The organism is Mycobacterium timonense (genome assembly GCF_025821985.1).
Taxonomy (GTDB): domain Bacteria; phylum Actinomycetota; class Actinomycetes; order Mycobacteriales; family Mycobacteriaceae; genus Mycobacterium; species Mycobacterium avium.
Map to the genome: position 1 here is coordinate 19,491 of NZ_JACKSY010000026.1, position 17,355 is coordinate 36,845.

The window sequence follows — 17,355 nt, forward strand, 5'->3', positions numbered from 1 at the left end:
AGATTTTATCCGCGGTTTCGTCACGAGCCTGTCAACCGGCTGTAAATTTCAGGATCCGGCTGCCGCCGCCGCATACTTCGGGCAGTACGCCTTGATGCTGACGCCCACGAAATAGCCGGCGTGATAGCTGTCCAGGGTGCTGCTGGACAGCACGTTGTTGGCGACCTGCTCGGGGGTCTGGCCCATGTCGAGTTCGTGGCACACGGTGTGGCCGGAGTTGACCGCGGCGTCGGGGGACTCGTAGTTGATGCCCTTGGCCTTCAGCGCGGCCAGGAACGCGTCGTCGGCCGAGGTGGCATACGCCGGCGTCGTGATCACGCCGAGGAGGCCGGCCAGCGGCAGCAGGCCGGCGACCACCAGCGACCGCGGCCGGGCGCGCTTGCGTATCTGGGTGCTCGTCATTTGTGATACTCCCGTGGAACAGAAGTGCCGTTGCTTGCTGGAGGCGGGGCTAGGTCGAATGCTCGCATGTCGCGGCGGCACCGGCTGCCGTATCACCGATAATGCGGTGCGTGCCACACCAGGGTTTGCTCCGGCGTCGACTGCGCGTCACCTGCGGGCCCTGCTCGACGCGGCGCCGGTGATCTGACGAGATGGCGTACGCGCGATGGCTGTGGCTCGCTGTGCTGGCGGTATGCGTGGTCGGCTGCGGTGTGCGGCATGTGTCGGCGGCCAGCGCGCGAGACATTTCCGGCACCTTTCGTTCCGGCGGCATGGACCGAACCTACATGTTGCACGTGCCGGCGGGCGACCCCGTCGGCCTGGTGCTCAGCCTGCACGGCGGCGGCGGAACCGGCATCGCGCAGCGCGGGCTGACCGGCTTCGACGCCGTTGCTGACGCGCACAACCTGTTGGTCGTCTACCCCGACGGCTACGAGAAGAGCTGGGCCGACGGGCGCGGCGCCTCACCGGCGGATCGCCACCACGTCGACGACGTCGCCTTCCTGGTCGGGCTGGTGACCAAGCTGCAAAACGACTACCGCGTCGCGCCCGGCCACGTCTTCGTCACCGGAATGTCCAACGGGGGCTTCATGTCCAACCGGCTCGCCTGCGACCGCGCCGACGTCTTCGCCGCCGTCGCGCCGGTGGCCGGCACCCTCGGCGTGGGCGTGGCCTGCAACCCGTCCCGGCCGGTGTCGGTGTGGGCAGCGCACGGGACCGCCGATCCGCTGGTGCCGTTCAAGGGCGGGGCGGTGCGCGGCCGGGGCGGGCTCAGCCACGCCGTCTCGGCGGAAGCCATGGTGGACAAGTGGCGCAAGGCCGACGGATGCCAGGGCGATCCGTCGATGGAGCTGCTGCCCGACGCCCGCGACGGCACGGTGGTGCACCGCTTCGACTCCACGTCGTGTGCGGCGTCCACCGAGGTGGTCTTCTACCGGATCGACAAGGGCGGGCACACCTGGCCCGGCGGCAAGCAGTACCTGCCCGCCGCGGTCATCGGCCCCACCACGCACACGCTGGACGGGTCGGAGGCCATCGCGGAGTTCTTCCTGGCCCACGCCCGCGATTAGCGCTGGCAGGACGGGCACCAGTAGGTCACCCGGTCCCCGGAGTCGTCGAACTCGATGGGGGTGCCGCAGCGGCGGCACGGTTGGCCGGCCCGCCCGTAGACCCACAGCTGCCGGCCGTTGCGGGTGTCGCCGGTGGTGCACCGGTTCCAACGGAAGCGGTTGAGCCACAACATGTCCCGGGCACGCGAGACGAGCCGCCGCGGGTCGGCGACGGCGCTCACCGGCGCGGTGGGCAGATGCCCGCTGACAAAGCACAACTCGTTGCAGTAGACGTTGCCGATCCCGGCCAGCACCCGCTGATCCAGCAGCGCCTCGGCGATCGGCCGCTGCGGGCGGGCCGCCAGGTTGGCGGCGGCCCGCGCGGGGTCCCAATCCTCGCCGAGCAGATCGGGTCCCAGATGCGCGACGGCCTCGCCGTCGCGATCGCGGTCCAGGATCTGCAGCACGCCCAGATCGACGCCGACCGCGGTCGCGGCGCCGGTTTTCAGGACGATGCGCGCCCGGTGGTCGACCCGCACCCGCGGGCCGACCCGCCAACTGCCCTCCATCTTCAGGTGCGAGTGGATGCTGGCGGCGCCCACCCGGATGAACAGATGCTTTCCGCGGCTGAGGATCTCGTCGACCACCTGCCCGGTGAGGTCGACGGTGGCGAACCGCGGCACCCGGATGTCGCAGCGGGTCAGCGTCTCGCCGAGCAGATGCTCGCGCAGTACGGCGGCGGTGTGCCAGACGGTGTCACCCTCGGGCATGCTCAGCGCAGCCGCATTCCGCGCGGGGTGCGGGCGAACCCGGCGTCGGCGAGCGCCGTCAGCGCGTCGCCGCCGGCGGCACCGTCGCCGCGCGGCGCCAACGCCGGCACCCCGTCGATGCGCTCCACCAGGATCGCCGCGACGCGACGGGCCGAGACCAGCCCGGCCAGCGCCGCCGCCGCGGCGTGCTGGGCGGCCGGGTCGTCGGCGAAGGTGAGCAGCGACCGGCCGCCCCGCTCCAGGAACCAGGCCAGCTCGCCGTCCACCAGCACCACCAGCGCCCCGGCCTTGCGGCCGGGCCGGGCCCCGTCCGCGCTCGAGGCCGGCCAGGGCAGCGCGGCGCCGTACGGGTTGGCCGGATCGGCGGCGGCCAGCACGATCGCCCGATACTCGGGCCGTTGCGGGTCGACCCCGTCGGCGAACCCGCGCAGCCGGTCGACGGTGGAGGCGACGGCGAACTGCGCCCCGCCCAGCGATTCGATGAAGTAGCCGCGCTGGCAGCGGCCGGCGTCCTCGAAGGTGCTCAGCACCTTGTACAGCGTGGCGAACCCGCCCGCGACGCCCTCGGCGGCCACCGCGCCCCGGGTCAGCACGCCGTGCCGGCCCAACAACAGTTCGGCCTGGAAGTGGGCGCGCACCGTGGAGTCCGGCTCGGGCGGCGGCAGCACGGACCATCGGCCGGCCACGGTCGTGTCGGCCGGACGGGCCTGCGGGTGCGCCACGCTGTACCGGCTCAGCCGCGGCGGCCGCTGCGCGCGGTGCGCCGGCGCCGAACGCCGGCGCGTTCCGCCGCCGCCGAGCAGGGCGCGCACCGGGGCGAACGTGTCGCCGGTGATCCAGCCGGCCCAAACCAGTTCCCACAGTGCGGCTTTGAGCTCGGCGTCGGACACCCCGTCGGTTGCCAGCTGACGGAAGAAGTAGCCGCCGCCACCGGCCAGCACATCCAGGATGGCGCGGTGCGCCTCGCCCAGCTCGATGTCGGCGGGCCCCTGCAGCGTCAGCGGCGCGGACTCGCTGGGGTGCAGGGCGATCCAGCCGTCGCTGCCCGAGATGGACCCGGCGCCCGACCAGGTGACCTCACCGGTGGCCAGCAGTTCGTCCAGCAGGGCGGGGGAGTAGTCGCGCACCCGCGGGGCCAGCACCAGCGGCTCGAGCGCCGAGGCCGGCAGCCGCACCCCGGCCAGCTGCTCGATCACCGACATCAGCCCGTCCAGCCCGGAATGGCCGGGCGCGCGCGAGGATTCGGCCGCTCCGACCCGGTGCCAGGCGGGCAGGAACCGCCCGTAGGCGGCGGTGCTGACCGGCTCCACCTGGGCGCGCAGCGCGGCCAGCGACCGCCGCCGCAGGATGCGCAGCACGTCGGCGTCGCACCACTGCTCGGCCCCGAGCACTCCGCCCGGCTCCGACGGCCGCGCCGCGACGAAGTCGCCGCGCACCAGCCGGCCCTGCGAAGTGGAGGGGTCGGCGAGCCGGCCCAGGACGTCGGCGGTCACCCGCAGCCCCAGACCGAACCGGGCGGCGGCCTCGGCGGTGCTGAACGGGGTGTGGGTGCGCGCATACCGGCCCAGCAGCTCGCCCAGCGGGTCGGCGACCTCCTCGGTGAACGCGGCCGGCACGCCCAGCGGAACCGCGATGCCCAGGCCGTCGCGCAGCCGGCCGATGTCCTCGATGGCCACCCACCAGCTGCGGCCGGCGAACGACACCGGCACCGCGCGCCGGGCCGCGCGCAGGCCCTCCAGCCAGCCCCTGACCTCGACGGCGTCCGCGCCACCGGCCCGGGCGACCACCTCGTCCTCGGTGAGCGGGCCCAGCAGCCGCAGCAGGTCGGCGACGGCCTCCGCGTCGCGGGCGGCCCGCTCGGGCGCCAGGTGCTGCAGCGCCCGGGCGGTGGCCGCGACCACCTCGGGGTCGAGCAATTCGCGCAGCTCCACCCGGCCCAGCAGCTCGGCCAGCAGCGTGCTGTCCAGCGACAGCGCGGCGGCCCGCCGCTCGGCCAGCGGGCTGTCGCCCTCGTACATGAACGCGCCGACGTAGCCGAACAGCAGCGAGGCCGCGAACGGCGAGGGCCGCTGCGTCTCCACCTCCAGCACCCGCACCCGCCGCTGCGCGATGCCGGCCATCAGCGCGACCAGGGCGGGCACGTCGTAGACGTCCTGCAGGCATTCCCGGACGGTCTCGAGCACCACCGGGAAGTCGGGGTATTTGCGGGCCACCTCCAGCAGCTGGGCGGCGCGCTGGCGCTGCTGCCACAGCGGCGAGCGGCGGCCGGGGTGCCGGCGCGGCAACAGCAGCGCGCGCGCCGCGCACTCGCGGAACCGCGACGCGAACAGCGCCGAACCGCCCACCTCGGCGGTGACGATCGGGTCGATCTCGTCGGCGTCGAAGACGAAAAGCTCTGCGCCGGGCGGGGTGTCGCCACCGTCGGACGCGAAATCGGAAACCGTGTCCGGCAGCCGCACCACCACGCCGTCGTCGGACGCGGTGGGCTTCTCGTCGATGCCGTAGCGCTCCCGCAGCCGGCGGCCCACTGCCAGGGCCAGCGGCCCGTTCACGCCGAGCCCGTACGGCGAGTGCAGGATCACCCGCCAGTCGCCGAGCTCGTCGCGGAACCGCTCGACCAGCAACGTGGTGTCGGTGGGCACCACCCCGGCGGCGGTGCGCTGCTCGTCGAACAGGCCGTACAGATTGTCGACGGCGTACGCGTCGAAACCCAATGCGGCACACCGGGAATCGAATTCCTCTCGGCTCAGGCCGGCGAGTTCGCCGGTGAACGCGCCGAGCGCGGCACCCAGCTCGGCCGGGCGGCCCACGCCGTCACCGCGCCAGAACGGCAACCGGGCCGGCTGCCCGGGCGCCGGGATCACCAGCACCCGGTCATGGGTGATCTCGGTGATCCGCCAGCTGGTGGCGCCCAGCGAGATGACGTCGCCGGGCCGCGACTCGTACACCATCTCCTCTTCGAGTTCGCCTACCCGAGAGGGCTTTTCGGCTTCCGAGGCGAGGTAGACGGTGAATAGCCCGCGGTCCGGGATGGCGCCGCCGGAGGTGACCGCCAGCCGCTGGGCGCCGGGGCGCGCGGTCAGCGTGCCGGTGTTGCGGTCGTAGACCAATCGCGGTCGCAGCTCGGCGAATTCGGTGGACGGATACTTGCCGGAGAGCAGGTCCAGGGTGGCCTCGTAGATGCTGCGCGGCAGCGTCGCGAACGGGGCGGCCCGGCGCACCGTGTCGAACCACCGGTCGGCGTCCAGCGGTTCGAGGGCGGCCGCCGCCACGGTCTGCTGGGCCAGGATGTCCAGCGGGTTGGCCGGCACCCGCATGGTCTCGATCTGGCCGGCCAGCATGCGCTGCACGGTCACCGCGCAGCCGATCAGGTCGGTGCGGTGCTTGGGGAACAGCACCCCGCGCGACACCTCGCCGACCTGGTGGCCGGCCCGCCCGATGCGCTGCAGCCCGCTGGCCACCGACGGCGGCGCCTCCACCTGGATGACCAGATCGACGGCGCCCATGTCGATGCCCAACTCCAGGCTGGAGGTGGCCACCACCGCCTTGAGCAGGCCGCGTTTGAGGTCCTCCTCGACCAGCGCGCGCTGTTCCTTGCTGACCGAACCATGGTGGGCCCGAGCCAGTATCGGCTCCACGCCGTAGGTCTGACCCGAGGCCATGATGTGCGCCGGGGCGCCGCCGGCCACCTTCGGATTGGCGGTCGCGGAGAGCTCGACGCCGCTGCGCTCGGCGTGAATCTCGTTGAGCCGGGCGGTGAGTCGCTCGGCCAGCCGCCGCGAATTGGCGAACACGATGGTCGAACCGTGCGCCTCGATCAGGTCGACCAGGCGGTTCTCCACGTCGGGCCAGATGGTGTTGTTCGCCAGGTTGGCCATGTCGGGCACCGGTACCTGCACGCTCAGCTCGACGGTCTTGGCCGACGGCGGGGCCACCACGGTGGTCCGGGTGCCCGGCGCCGCCCCGGACAGGAAACGGGCCAGCTCGTCGGGCGGCCGCACCGTCGCCGACAACCCGATGCGCTGGGCGGGCCGGCCCTCGCGCAGCGCGTCCAGGCGCTCCAGCGACAGCGCCAGGTGCGCGCCGCGCTTGCCGCCCGCGATGGCGTGGATCTCGTCGACGATCACCGTCTGCACCCCGGCCAGCGTCTCGCGGGCCGCCGAGGTGAGCATCAGAAACAGCGACTCCGGCGTGGTGATCAGCACGTCGGGCGGCCGGTTGATCAGCTGGCGACGCACCGCCGGCGGGGTGTCACCGGAGCGCACCCCGACGCTGATGTCGGGGGCCGGCAGGCCGGCGCGCTCGGCGATGCGGGTGAGCCCGGCCAGCGGCGTGCGCAGGTTGCGCTCGACGTCGACGGCCAGCGCTTTGAGCGGCGACACGTAGAGCACCCGGGTGCCGGGCGCACGCTCGGCATGGCCGGCCAGGCTGTCCAGGGCCCACAGGAACGCGGCCAGCGTCTTGCCCGACCCGGTCGGCGCGATCACCAGCGTGTTGTGGCCGTCGGCGATGGCGCTCCAGGCCTGCGCCTGCGCCGTGGTCGGGGCGGCGAAGGTGCTGGTGAACCACTCCCGGGTGATCGCGCTGAACCGGCCCAGCGGGTCGGACGGCCGGGGCTCGGCGCGGGTGCTCACCTGTCCATGGTGCCAACGGGCACCGACATGGTCGCGGCCCGCTCAGAGCCGCGAGTTGGCCATCGCCTCGCCCAGCTCCTCGGGGATCTCGGGCACCCGGCCGATGGCGTCCAGCAGCGCGTGCGCGCAGGCGTCGGCGAGCTTGTCGGCGTCGGTGGTGGGGTCGATGATGCGCTGCCGGCAGATCTCGAAGGTGAACGCCAGCCAGCCGTGCAGGATGACCCGCAGGTGCCGCTCGACGTCGGGCTCCAGGGTGGCGGGCACCTCGGCGAGCAGCTGGTTGATCCGGGACATGATGTGTTCCATCTGCCGGTTCTTGGCGTCGTCCTCGACGCCCAGCAGAACCGGGTCGGACCGGCCCAGGCCGACGTAGGCGGCCCATGCGGCCTCCGGGTTCTGCTCGTGGTAGGCCATGTAGGCCAACACCCCGACCCGGATCTCCTCATACATGGTCAACCCGGTGACGTCGTCCATGTTGGTGTTCTCGTACAGCCGGTCGGCCTCGTCCTTGACCACCGCCGCGAAAAACGCTCGCTTGTCCGGGAAGTAGTGGTACATCAGGGCCCGCGACACCCCGGCGCGCTCCGCGATCTCGTCGATGCGGACCTCGTCGTAGGGCCGCTTGCCGAAGACCTCCGCCCCTAAAGCGAGCAGCTCAGCCCGCCGATCTTCGGGGGATAATCGCCTTCGGGCCGTCGCCATGTGTCAGATAGTACTCATACGACATGAGACACCGGCCACAATGGATTCATCCGAACTCGACGCCCTGGGCCAGCGGTAATGCACCGGAATAATTGACGGTATTGGTACTTTGGCGCATGTAGGCCTTCCACGAGTCGCTGCCCGACTCCCGCCCGCCGCCGGTCTGCTTCTCCCCACCGAACGCGCCGCCGATCTCCGCGCCGGACGTGCCGATGTTGACATTGGCGATTCCGCAGTCGGATTCGTCCAGGAAGCGTTCCGCCTCGCGCAGGTCCGTGGTGAAGATGGCCGACGAAAGACCCTGCGGCACGGCATTATTGAGCGCAATCGCGTCGTCCAGCCGGTCATAGGTCAGCACGTAGAGGATGGGCGCGAACGTCTCGGTGGCCACGATGGGCGTCTGCGCGGGCATGCGCACCACCGCCGGCGCCACATAGTAAGAGCTCGGGTGCTCGACGGCGAAGGGGTGCCTGCGGTCGCCGTCGATCACCTCGCCGCCGTCGGCGCGCGCAGACTCCAGCGCCCCCACCATGTCGCGGTAAGCGGTCTCGTGGATCAGCGGCCCCACCAGCGTGCCCGGCTCGAACGGGTCGCCGATCGGGAGCCGGCGCAGCGCCGACACCACCCGGGCGACCACCTCGTCGGCCACCGAGTGGTGCACGATGAGCCGCCGCAACGTGGTGCAGCGCTGACCGGCGGTGCCGGCGGCGGCGAACACCACGGCCCGCACGGCCAGGTCCAGGTCGGCCGACGGCGTCACGACGGCGGCGTTGTTGCCGCCCAATTCCAGCAGCACCCGCCCGAACCGGGCCGCCACCCGCGGCCCGACCGCCCGGCCCATCCGCACCGACCCGGTCGCCGACACCAACGCGACGCGCTCGTCGTCCACCAGCAGCTCGCCCAGCTCGCGATCGCCCAGCACCACCGCGCTCACCCCGGGCGGGGCACCCACGTCGGCCGCGGCCCGGGCGATCAGCGCCTGGGTGGCCAGCGCCGTCAACGGCGTCAGCTCCGAGGGCTTCCACACCACGGTGTCCCCGCACACCAGCGCCAGCGCGGCATTCCACGCCCACACCGCGACCGGGAAGTTGAACGCGGTGATCACGCCGACCACCCCGAGCGGGTGCCAGGTCTCGGACAGCCGGTGCCCGGGGCGTTCCGAGGCGATGGTGCGGCCGTAGAGCTGCCGGGACAGGCCGACGGCGAACTGGCAGATGTCGATCATCTCCTGCACCTCGCCGGCCGCCTCGGAGGTGATCTTGCCGACCTCGAGGGTGACCAGGGCGGCCAGCTCGTCGCGGTGCGCGCGCAACAGCTCGCCCAGCCGCGCCACCAGCGCGCCGCGCACCGGGGCCGGGGTGCGGCGCCATTCCGAAAACGCTTGGGCTGCTTGGGTTATCGCGTGCTCGGCCTGATCGGGTGTGGTGGGTGCGACGGTGAACAGCACCTCGCCGGTGATCGGGGTGCTGGCGGGCAGCCCGTGCGCGTCCGGCGCGCCGAGCTCGACGTGGGCTCCGAGGGAGCGCAGGGCATCGGCGGCGCGGGCGCGCAATTCGTCGGCGGTGGGCAAAGTCATCGGGGGGCCTCCTGGGCAAGCGCCTCGTACAGCGGGTAGGGGTCGTGGATCTCGCGGCCGAGCGCCCCGGCCAGCCAGTCCTGGTCGTAGCCGGAGTCGTCGACGGCAGGGGCGGCCTGGGCGGCACCGGGGGTTTCCGCGTCCAGGTTGGACCGGAAGATGCCCGCCGCCGAGGCGGGCAGGAAGTCCTCGTAGACGATCGGTGCTGACGGGTCGCCGCCGCGGTAGTAGCCCAGGCCCTCGGCCGCCATCTGCGCGTCGGTGGCGGGAAAGTAGTTGGCCCACACCGCGGCCGGGTCGTCGGCGGCCATCGCGGCGTCGTAGCGGCGGCGGCCCCGCGGGGTCAGCGCCACACCGCGCGCCTCCACCTCGCCGAAGCGCACCCGTACCGTCCCCTCGGTGATGCGGCCGTCGTCGCCGCGGAACCGGCGGGGTTCGGCCAGCGCGCGAAAAGAGGTCTGCCGCAACAACACCGCCGGCCCGCCGGTGGCCGGCGGCCCCTGGATGGCGTCGATCATCGCGATGCCGCGCCCGGTCATCCGCCGGTACAGCTCATCGATGTCCAGCACGCGCGGGGTCAGGTGGTTGAGGTGGGTGGAGCAGACACCGGCGATGTCGGCGGCCACCGCCGACACCCGCGACAGCTCGTCGTACCAGGACCGCTCGATCGGCTTGCCGGACAACGCGAATGACGCCACCGCGGCCGCGACGAACGGCCGGGCGGCATCGTCGGCGCAGCCGCCCGCGGCGGCGATGCTCCGGGCCCGGGCCAGCAACGCCGGATCGAACAGCTGCCGGTGCGCCAGGAAGTTGTCCACCCGGGCGCGCAGGTCGCGGTCGAAGTAGCGCCGGTCGCGGGTGGCCAGCATCGAGGTGAACATGCGAAACGGGTTGAGCGACAACTCGTTGCCGTCGACCGGCCGAAAAGCGGTGCACACCACCGGGATCGGCGACGCAGCGCGGCGCAGGTCGTAGTAGCCGACCGGCGCCATGCCGAACGCGGCGAAAAGATCGGCGACCGCGCGCAGTTCGGCCGGGCTGCCCACCCGGATGGCGCCGTGCCGCTCGGCGGTGACCCGGCGCAGCGAGCCCCACCGTTCGGCGTCGGGGTGCCGCGCCACGTGATCGGCGTTCACCCGCGTGCACACCTGCACCAGGGTGGCGTAGCCGGGCACCTCGGCGGCGTACATCGCCGAGAGGCCCGCGGCGAACATCGCGCGCAACCGCCAGGCGGGCAACCATTTCGGCCGGCTCAACGGGCACCGCCGCTGCGATAGTCTCCGGCCATGAGTGAGACGCTCGACGATGTCGACCGGATTCTGGTGCGCGAGCTGGTCGCCGACGGCCGCGCCACGCTGGCCGAGCTGGCCGCCAGCGCCCGGTTGTCGGTCTCGGCGGTGCAGTCGCGGGTGCGCAGGCTGGAGGCCCGCGGCGTGATCACGGGATACTCCGCGCGCATCGAACCGGAGGCGGTCGGGCACCGGCTGTCGGCGTTCGTGGCCATCACTCCTCTGGATCCCTCTCAACCCGATGATGCGCCGGCCCGCCTGCAGCACATCGAGGAGATCGAATCGTGCCATTCGGTGGCCGGCGAGGAAAGCTACGTGCTGCTGGTGCGCGTCGAGTCCGCCCGGGCGCTCGAGGACCTGCTGCAGCGGATCCGGACCGCCGCGAACGTCAGGACGCGAAGCACCATCATATTGAACACATTTTACGACAATAGGGTATATGTACCGTAAATCTTACTGTCTGTACCTCATGATTTCGTAAAGATCGGCTACCATGGCGGCATGACCGCCGCACTGGAACGCCTGGCCCGCGCCCGCTCCTGCACCGGCCCCGACCGGGTGCACGAGGTGTTGTCGCGCAGCATCCTGACCGACGGTTTCGACTTCGTGCTGGACCTGGACCGCTCCCGCGGATCGGTGCTCTATGACGCCCGGGACGGGCGGCGCTACCTGGACATGTTCACCTTCTTCGCGTCGTCGGCGCTGGGCATGAACCACCCCGCGCTGGCGCGCGATGCGGAGTTTCGCGCCGAGCTGACGGCCGCCGCGCTGAACAAGCCCAGCAATTCCGACGTCTACTCGGTGCCGATGGCCCGCTTCGTCGAGACCTTCGTCCGGGTGCTGGGCGACCCGGCGCTGCCGCATCTGTTCTTCGTCGACGGCGGCGCGCTGGCCGTGGAGAACGCGCTCAAGGTGGCGTTCGACTGGAAGAACCGGCACAACGAACGGCGCGGTGTCGACCCCGCGCTGGGCACCCGGGTGCTGCACCTGCGCGGCGCCTTCCACGGCCGCAGCGGCTACACGCTGTCGCTGACCAACACCAAGCCGGTCACGGTGGCCCGCTTCCCGAGGTTCGACTGGCCGCGGATCGACGCGCCCCACCTGCGGTGCGGGGCCGACATCGACGCCCTGGAGGCCGAGTCGCTGCGGCAGGCCCGCGCGGCGTTCGCGGCGCACCCGCACGACATCGCCTGCTTCATCGCCGAACCCATCCAGGGCGAGGGCGGCGACCGCCACTTCCGGCCGGAGTTCTTCGCGGCCATGCGGCGGCTGTGCGACGAACACGACGCTTTGCTGATCTTCGACGAGGTGCAGACGGGCTGCGGGTTGACCGGAACCGCCTGGGCCTACCAGCAATTCGGCGTGCAGCCCGACGTGGTGGCGTTCGGCAAGAAGACCCAGGTGTGCGGAATCATGGCCGGCCGCCGGGTCGACGAGGTGGCCGACAACGTGTTCGCGGTGTCGTCGCGGCTGAACTCCACCTGGGGCGGCAACCTGGCCGACATGGTGCGGGCCCGCCGCATCCTGGAGGTGATCGAGGCCGACGAGCTGTTCGAGCACGCCGCCCGGCAGGGCGCCTACCTGCTGCGCGGCCTGCACGACCTGGCCCGCGAGTTCCCCGGCCTGGTGCTCGACGTCCGCGGCCGCGGGCTGATGTGCGCGTTCAGCCTGCCCACCACGGCGGACCGCGACGAGCTGATCGGCCGGCTGTGGCGAGGCGGGGTGATCGTGTTGCCCACGGGCGACGACGGGGTGCGGTTCCGCCCGGCGCTGACCGTCTCGCGCGGCGAGATCGACGCGGCGATCGGGGCGGTCCGCGACGCGCTGCCGACCCTGGGCTAGCGTCCCGGACCGGTTTACCCGGGTTTGCCGGCGGGTATCTGATCCCGTGCGCATTGCGCTGCCACCGCGCGGCCGCCAGGGGCGGCGCGTCCGCGGGCCGCCGAGGCGCCCACCGGCCGCCGTCGGGCCGCCGTAACCATTGCGGCGCGGGCAGCGATGAAACAAGACGGGGGGCCGAGCCGGGGGAGTGAGGACGATGCAGAAGGCAGACGAGCGGTCGGGCGGTGATCGCCTGGGCCAGGAAGACCGTGAGGTGCACGCCGCCATCCGGTTCGCCGTGCTGTGCGCGGCCGGCGCCGTCGGCTTCCTGCTGATCGCCGCGGTGTGGGTGAGCACCTGCCCGACCGGCGGTGTGGACACCGTCGCGTGCGGGCCGCCCCAGCGCACGCTGCTGGCGTTCGGCGGCCCGCTGATCGCGTTGGCCGGCGGGATCTGGGCGTTCGTGCGCACCTACCGGGTGTGGAAGGCCCGCGGCACCTGGTGGGGCTGGCACGGCGCGGGCTGGTTCCTGCTGACCGTGATGGCGCTGATGGTGGCCATGGGAGTCGCCCCGATCGCCGGTCCGGTGCTGGCCCTGTAGCTTTGCCCTTCAGCTTTGCCCGGCCGCGATCTAACGTTGAGGGTGCGGTGAGGAGCAGCCATGGGAGACACCTTTCACGACCCCGTCGACCATCTGAGGACCACGCGGCCGCTCGCCGGCGAGTCGCTGATCGACGTCCTGCACTGGCCGGGGTATCTGTTAGTCGTCGCGGGCGTCGTCGGAGCCTGCGGAAGCCTTGCGGCGTTTGCCACCGGACATCATCACGAGGGCATGACGGCCGGCGTCACGGCGGTCATCGCCGCGGTGCTGGGGCTGGTCTGGCTGGCCGTGGAGCACCGCCGGATCCGCCGGATCGCCGACCGCTGGTACGCCGAACATCCCGAGGTGCACAGGCAGTGGCCGGCCAGCTGACGGCGCCGTCTTCCCCCGGTGTTTCCGGGCCTCGCCGGCCGGGTCGCCGGCCGCCGGACCAGCCGCGACGGCTGCCGCCCTGAAATTTTGCGGGATAGCCGAATCCGCGGTTACGGGCCGCGTCGAGCGGGTATCAAGGTGGCACCATGATGAGTGCCGAAACGGTCGCGTCACCTCGAAATCGAACGTCACCCCATCATCGGGGACACAATCACGAACACCCCGACATAAATGCCTGCTGCGACGACAATCAATACGTCCAGCGTGATCCCGGCGATCACCGCGACGCGTCGCAGGCGGCGCGTCGCGACCATGTCGGTGGTGTCAGGCCCGTCCACCCCGGGCGGAACTCCCGGCGGCGATCATGACTAACCGGCTCGAACGCACGGTCCACGGTGGGCTGCAGAGCAGTAGTAGTGTCAGTCGAACATTGCCGGGAGACCATATGAAGGATGCTGGATTGCACGCTGACAAGCGTCCGCGCGGCCACCGCGCCGTCGAACTCCATGTCGCCGCGCGGCTGGAAAACCTCGCGATGCTGCGCACCCTGGTCGGCGCCATCGGCACTTTCGAGGACCTGGATTTCGATGCGGTGGCGGACCTGCGGCTCGCGGTCGACGAAGTGTGCACCCGGTTGATTCGCTCCGCCACTCCCGACGCGACGCTGATCGTCGTGGTCGACCCGCAAGACGACCAATTAGTGGTCGAGGCTTCCGCGGCATGCGACACCCACGACGTGGTGGCGCCCGGCAGCTTCAGCTGGCACGTGCTGACGTCTTTGGCCGACGACGTTCAGACTTTCCATGACGGTCGCGAACCCAACGAAGCCGGCAGTGTCTTCGGCATCACACTGACGGCGCGACGGGCGGCCTCCAGCAGGTGACAGCGCGAGCTGCCGGCGGTTCGGTTTCTCGCCCGAACGAATACGCCGATGTCCCGGACATGTTCCGTGAGTTGGCCACTGCCGAGCCCGACTCGATGGAGTTTCAGCGTCAACGGGACAAGATCGTCGAGCGGTGCCTGCCGCTGGCCGACCACATTGCGCGCCGCTTCGAGGGTCGCGGCGAGCCCCGCGACGACCTGGTTCAGGTGGCCCGGGTCGGCCTGGTCAACGCGGTGGTCCGGTTCGACGTCGACGCCGGCTCGGACTTCGTCTCGTTCGCGGTGCCCACCATCATGGGTGAGGTTCGCCGGCACTTCCGGGACAACAGCTGGTCGGTGAAGGTGCCGCGGCGGCTCAAGGAGCTGCACCTGCGGCTGGGCACCGCGACCGCCGACCTGTCGCAGCGGCTGGGCCGGGCGCCGACCGCGACGGAGCTCGCCGCGGAGCTGGAGATGGACCGCGAAGAGGTGGTCGAGGGGCTGGTCGCCGGCAGCTCCTACAACACCTTGTCCATCGACAGCGGCGGCGGCAGCGAAGAAGAGGAAGTGCGCGCGATCGCCGACACGCTGGGCGACGTGGACACCGGGCTGGACCGCATCGAGGACCAGGAGTCGCTGCGGCCGTTGCTCGAGGCGCTGCCCGAACGCGAACGCACCGTGCTGGTGTTGCGGTTCTTCGAGTCGATGACCCAAACCCAGATCGCCGAGCGGGTGGGCATCTCGCAGATGCACGTGTCGCGGCTGCTGGCCAAGTCGCTAACGCGGCTTCGTGACCAATTGCAGTAGCGGCCCGGGCGATTCGTCGTCGTTGGCCCGCCGCGGCTCCAGCAGCGGCTCGGCCTTCGGGGTGGTCACCGGCAACGTGCCGTCCGGGTCGCACAGCCGCAGCAGCCGCGCCACCGCGGGGCTGGGCGCCATGGCCCACGACGTCTGGGCCGCCGAGCAGATCACGTTGATCCGATGCAGGGCCGAAAAACCTGCGGTGCCAATGAAATTCAGGCCACGCAGGTCCAGGATCACGCGGCGGGAACGGTTGACGCTCTGTTGCACGTAGGCGGCGAGCTGATCGGCGTTGGCGGCGTCGAGTTCGCCGTCGACGGTGATCAGGGTCCCGGTCAGCCCCCACCGCGCCGTGAATTGTGCGGTGCGGCTTTGCTGCCAAGATTGGGCCACAGACATCGCTGACTCCATCCCGTGCGGAGATCGTGCTGTGGAACACGTCGGCGATGCCGGAAAAGTTCGGCGGGGGCAGGGAATTCAGCCTGCCTCCACGTCACCGACGCATCCCGGGCGGCTGTGAACTCAACCTTGCCGGTAACCCTACTCCCGGCGCCCGGGCGCGACAACGCCGTCGGCGAAATCTCTCGCCGGAGCCCTACTTGATCTCGGCGAGCACCGTGCCCTGGGTGATGGCGGCGCCGGCCTCGACCGCAAGGCCGGTGATGACGCCGTCCTTGTGCGCGGTGACCGGGTTCTCCATCTTCATCGCCTCGAGCACCACCACCAGGTCGCCGGCGGAGACTTCCTGGCCCTCCTCGACCGCGACCTTGACCACGGTGCCCTGCATGGGTGCGGTGACCGCGTCGCCGGAGGCCGTCGCGCCGCCGTGCCCGCCCCGCTTGCGCGGCTTGGGCTTCTTGCGGATCACGCCGGCCGGGTCGGCCGAGCCCCCGTTGGACAGGGCCAGATCCCCGGGCAGCGACACCTCGAGCCGGCGGCCGCCGACCTCCACCACCACCTTCTGGCGGGGCCGGGCGTCCTCGTCGTCCAGGGGCTCGCCGCCGGTGAACGGCTCGACGGTGTTGTTCCACTCGGTCTCGATCCAGCGGGTGTGCACCGCGAACCCGTTGTCGTCACCGATGAAGGCCGGGTCGCGCACCACGGCGCGGTGGAACGGGATGACGGTGGCCAGACCCTCGACGTGGAACTCGTCCAGGGCGCGGCGGGCGCGGGCCAGCGCCTGCTGCCGGTCGGCGCCGTACACAATCAGCTTGGACAGCATCGAGTCGAACTGCCCGCCGATCACCGAGCCGGCCTCGACGCCGGAGTCCAGCCGCACCCCGGGCCCGGTGGGAATGTCGTAGCGGGTGACCGGGCCGGGCGCGGGCAGGAAGTTGCGTCCCGCGTCCTCGCCGTTGATCCGGAACTCGATGGCGTGCCCGCGCGGCTCCGGGTCCTCGGTGATGTCCAGCTTGTCGCCGTTGGCGATCTTGAACTGTTGCAGCACCAGGTCGATGCCGGCGGTCTCCTCGGTGACCGGGTGCTCGACCTGCAGACGTGTGTTGACCTCCAGGAAGGAGATCAGGCCGTCCTGGCCGACCAGGTATTCGACGGTGCCGGCGCCGTAGTAGTGGGCCTCCTTGCAGATCCGCTTGGCCGACTCGTGGATCTCCTTGCGCTGCGCGTCCGACAGGAACGGCGCCGGCGCCTCCTCGACCAGCTTCTGGAACCGGCGCTGCAGCGAGCAGTCGCGGGTGCCGGCGACGACGACGTTGCCGTGCTGGTCGGCGATCACCTGGGCCTCGACGTGGCGCGGCTTGTCCAGGTAGCGCTCGACGAAGCACTCGCCGCGGCCGAACGCCGCGACGGCCTCGCGCACCGCCGACTCGTAGAGCTCGGGGATCTCCTCGATGGTGCGGGCCACCTTCATGCCCTTGCCGCCGCCGCCGAACGCGGCCTTGATGGCGATCGGCACGCCGTACTCCTTGGCGAAGGCCACCACCTCGTCGGCGTCCTTGACCGGGTCGGGGGTGCCGGGCACCAGCGGCGCCTGCGCGCGGGCGGCGATGTGGCGGGCGGTGACCTTGTCACCGAGGTCGCGGATGGACTGCGGGCTGGGGCCGATCCAGATCAGCCCGGCGTCGATCACGGCCTGGGCGAAGTCGGCGTTCTCGGACAGGAAGCCGTAGCCGGGGTGGATGGCGTTGGCCCCGGACTTGGCGGCCGCGTCGAGCAGCTTGCCGAAGTCCAGGTAGGACTCGGCCGACGTCTGACCACCCAGAGCGAACGCCTCGTCGGCCAGCCGGACGTGCGGCGCGTCGGCATCCGGTTCGGCGTACACCGCCACGCTGGACAGGCCCGCATCGCGGGCCGCGCGGATCACCCGGACAGCGATCTCGCCGCGGTTGGCGACGAGCACCTTGGAGATCCTCGAGCTGGCGTGACTGGCCACTGCGCCTCCTGTTTGGCATATCGGCAGACGTATTGCTGCGGGGCTT

The 17,355-nt window shown here is 71.5% G+C and carries 16 protein-coding genes; 7 read left to right on the forward strand and 9 right to left on the reverse strand.

Going from position 1 to position 17,355, the window contains the following annotated elements; all coding sequences use genetic code 11:
- Positions 1-48 precede the first annotated feature (48 nt).
- Positions 49-402, reverse strand: coding sequence for a DUF732 domain-containing protein (locus H7I87_RS08330; RefSeq protein ID WP_009978801.1), 354 nt, complete (start codon positions 400-402; stop codon positions 49-51).
- A gap of 191 nt (positions 403-593) precedes the next feature.
- On the opposite strand from H7I87_RS08330, the gene H7I87_RS08335 reads away from it, so the two are divergent.
- Complete coding sequence (locus H7I87_RS08335) at positions 594-1,511, forward strand: extracellular catalytic domain type 1 short-chain-length polyhydroxyalkanoate depolymerase (protein WP_003874505.1); 918 nt, start codon at positions 594-596, stop codon at positions 1,509-1,511.
- Here H7I87_RS08335 and nei2 read toward each other — a convergent pair.
- From nei2 to hglS, 5 genes are read right to left on the reverse strand one after another with little or no spacing between them, the layout of a single operon-like run.
- Positions 1,508-2,260: an endonuclease VIII Nei2 gene (gene nei2, locus H7I87_RS08340; RefSeq protein ID WP_023860893.1), complete on the reverse strand. Its 753-nt coding sequence runs from the start codon at positions 2,258-2,260 to the stop codon at positions 1,508-1,510. The genes H7I87_RS08335 and nei2 overlap by 4 nt on opposite strands.
- 2 nt (positions 2,261-2,262) lie before the next feature.
- Entirely contained in the window at positions 2,263-6,894 is a 4,632-nt protein-coding gene (locus H7I87_RS08345; protein WP_033724750.1) for an ATP-dependent helicase, read from the reverse strand.
- A 42-nt stretch (positions 6,895-6,936) separates the two neighbouring features.
- Complete coding sequence (locus tag H7I87_RS08350; RefSeq protein WP_009978793.1) at positions 6,937-7,596, reverse strand: TetR/AcrR family transcriptional regulator; 660 nt, start codon at positions 7,594-7,596, stop codon at positions 6,937-6,939.
- Positions 7,597-7,642: 46 nt separating this feature from the next.
- Positions 7,643-9,172: an L-piperidine-6-carboxylate dehydrogenase gene (gene amaB / locus H7I87_RS08355; protein ID WP_009978792.1), complete on the reverse strand. Its 1,530-nt coding sequence runs from the start codon at positions 9,170-9,172 to the stop codon at positions 7,643-7,645.
- The gene (gene hglS / locus H7I87_RS08360) at positions 9,169-10,428 is read right to left on the reverse strand and encodes a 2-oxoadipate dioxygenase/decarboxylase (RefSeq protein ID WP_009978791.1); all 1,260 of its coding nucleotides are present in this window, start codon (positions 10,426-10,428) and stop codon (positions 9,169-9,171) included. Before hglS ends, amaB begins: the two co-directional genes overlap by 4 nt.
- Positions 10,429-10,458: 30 nt before the next feature.
- Between hglS and H7I87_RS08365 the strand changes: the two genes are divergently transcribed.
- From H7I87_RS08365 to usfY, 4 genes are all read left to right on the forward strand, one after another.
- Positions 10,459-10,911, forward strand: a complete 453-nt coding sequence (locus H7I87_RS08365) for an Lrp/AsnC family transcriptional regulator (protein ID WP_003874513.1) — start codon at positions 10,459-10,461, stop codon at positions 10,909-10,911.
- A 51-nt stretch (positions 10,912-10,962) separates the two neighbouring features.
- Positions 10,963-12,303, forward strand: a complete 1,341-nt coding sequence (gene lat / locus H7I87_RS08370; RefSeq protein ID WP_009978790.1) for an L-lysine 6-transaminase — start codon at positions 10,963-10,965, stop codon at positions 12,301-12,303.
- Positions 12,304-12,499: 196 nt separating this feature from the next.
- Positions 12,500-12,883, forward strand: a complete 384-nt coding sequence (locus H7I87_RS08375; protein ID WP_003874515.1) for a hypothetical protein — start codon at positions 12,500-12,502, stop codon at positions 12,881-12,883.
- A 60-nt stretch (positions 12,884-12,943) separates the two neighbouring features.
- A complete protein-coding gene (usfY, locus tag H7I87_RS08380; RefSeq protein WP_003874516.1) occupies positions 12,944-13,255 on the forward strand; it encodes a protein UsfY in 312 nt (103 codons plus the stop codon).
- A 188-nt stretch (positions 13,256-13,443) separates the two neighbouring features.
- Here the strand turns inward: usfY and H7I87_RS08385 are convergent, their stop codons facing one another.
- Positions 13,444-13,593 (reverse strand): hypothetical protein, encoded by a 150-nt coding sequence (locus H7I87_RS08385; protein ID WP_003874517.1) that lies wholly within the window; start codon positions 13,591-13,593, stop codon positions 13,444-13,446.
- Between the two features lie 107 nt (positions 13,594-13,700).
- Between H7I87_RS08385 and H7I87_RS08390 the strand changes: the two genes are divergently transcribed.
- Together H7I87_RS08390 and H7I87_RS08395 are read left to right on the forward strand one after the other, a co-directional pair.
- Positions 13,701-14,138: an ATP-binding protein gene (locus H7I87_RS08390; RefSeq protein WP_003878970.1), complete on the forward strand. Its 438-nt coding sequence runs from the start codon at positions 13,701-13,703 to the stop codon at positions 14,136-14,138.
- The gene (locus H7I87_RS08395; RefSeq protein WP_003878969.1) at positions 14,135-14,923 is read left to right on the forward strand and encodes an RNA polymerase sigma factor SigF; all 789 of its coding nucleotides are present in this window, start codon (positions 14,135-14,137) and stop codon (positions 14,921-14,923) included. Before H7I87_RS08390 ends, H7I87_RS08395 begins: the two co-directional genes overlap by 4 nt.
- Here H7I87_RS08395 and H7I87_RS08400 read toward each other — a convergent pair.
- Both H7I87_RS08400 and H7I87_RS08405 read right to left on the reverse strand, forming a co-directional pair.
- Positions 14,894-15,328, reverse strand: a complete 435-nt coding sequence (locus H7I87_RS08400; protein WP_010949949.1) for an STAS domain-containing protein — start codon at positions 15,326-15,328, stop codon at positions 14,894-14,896. The two genes, H7I87_RS08395 and H7I87_RS08400, sit on opposite strands and share 30 nt — an antisense overlap.
- Positions 15,329-15,512: 184 nt before the next feature.
- Positions 15,513-17,309, reverse strand: coding sequence for an acetyl/propionyl/methylcrotonyl-CoA carboxylase subunit alpha (locus tag H7I87_RS08405; protein WP_003874521.1), 1,797 nt, complete (start codon positions 17,307-17,309; stop codon positions 15,513-15,515).
- Between the last annotated feature and the right edge of the window lie 46 nt (positions 17,310-17,355).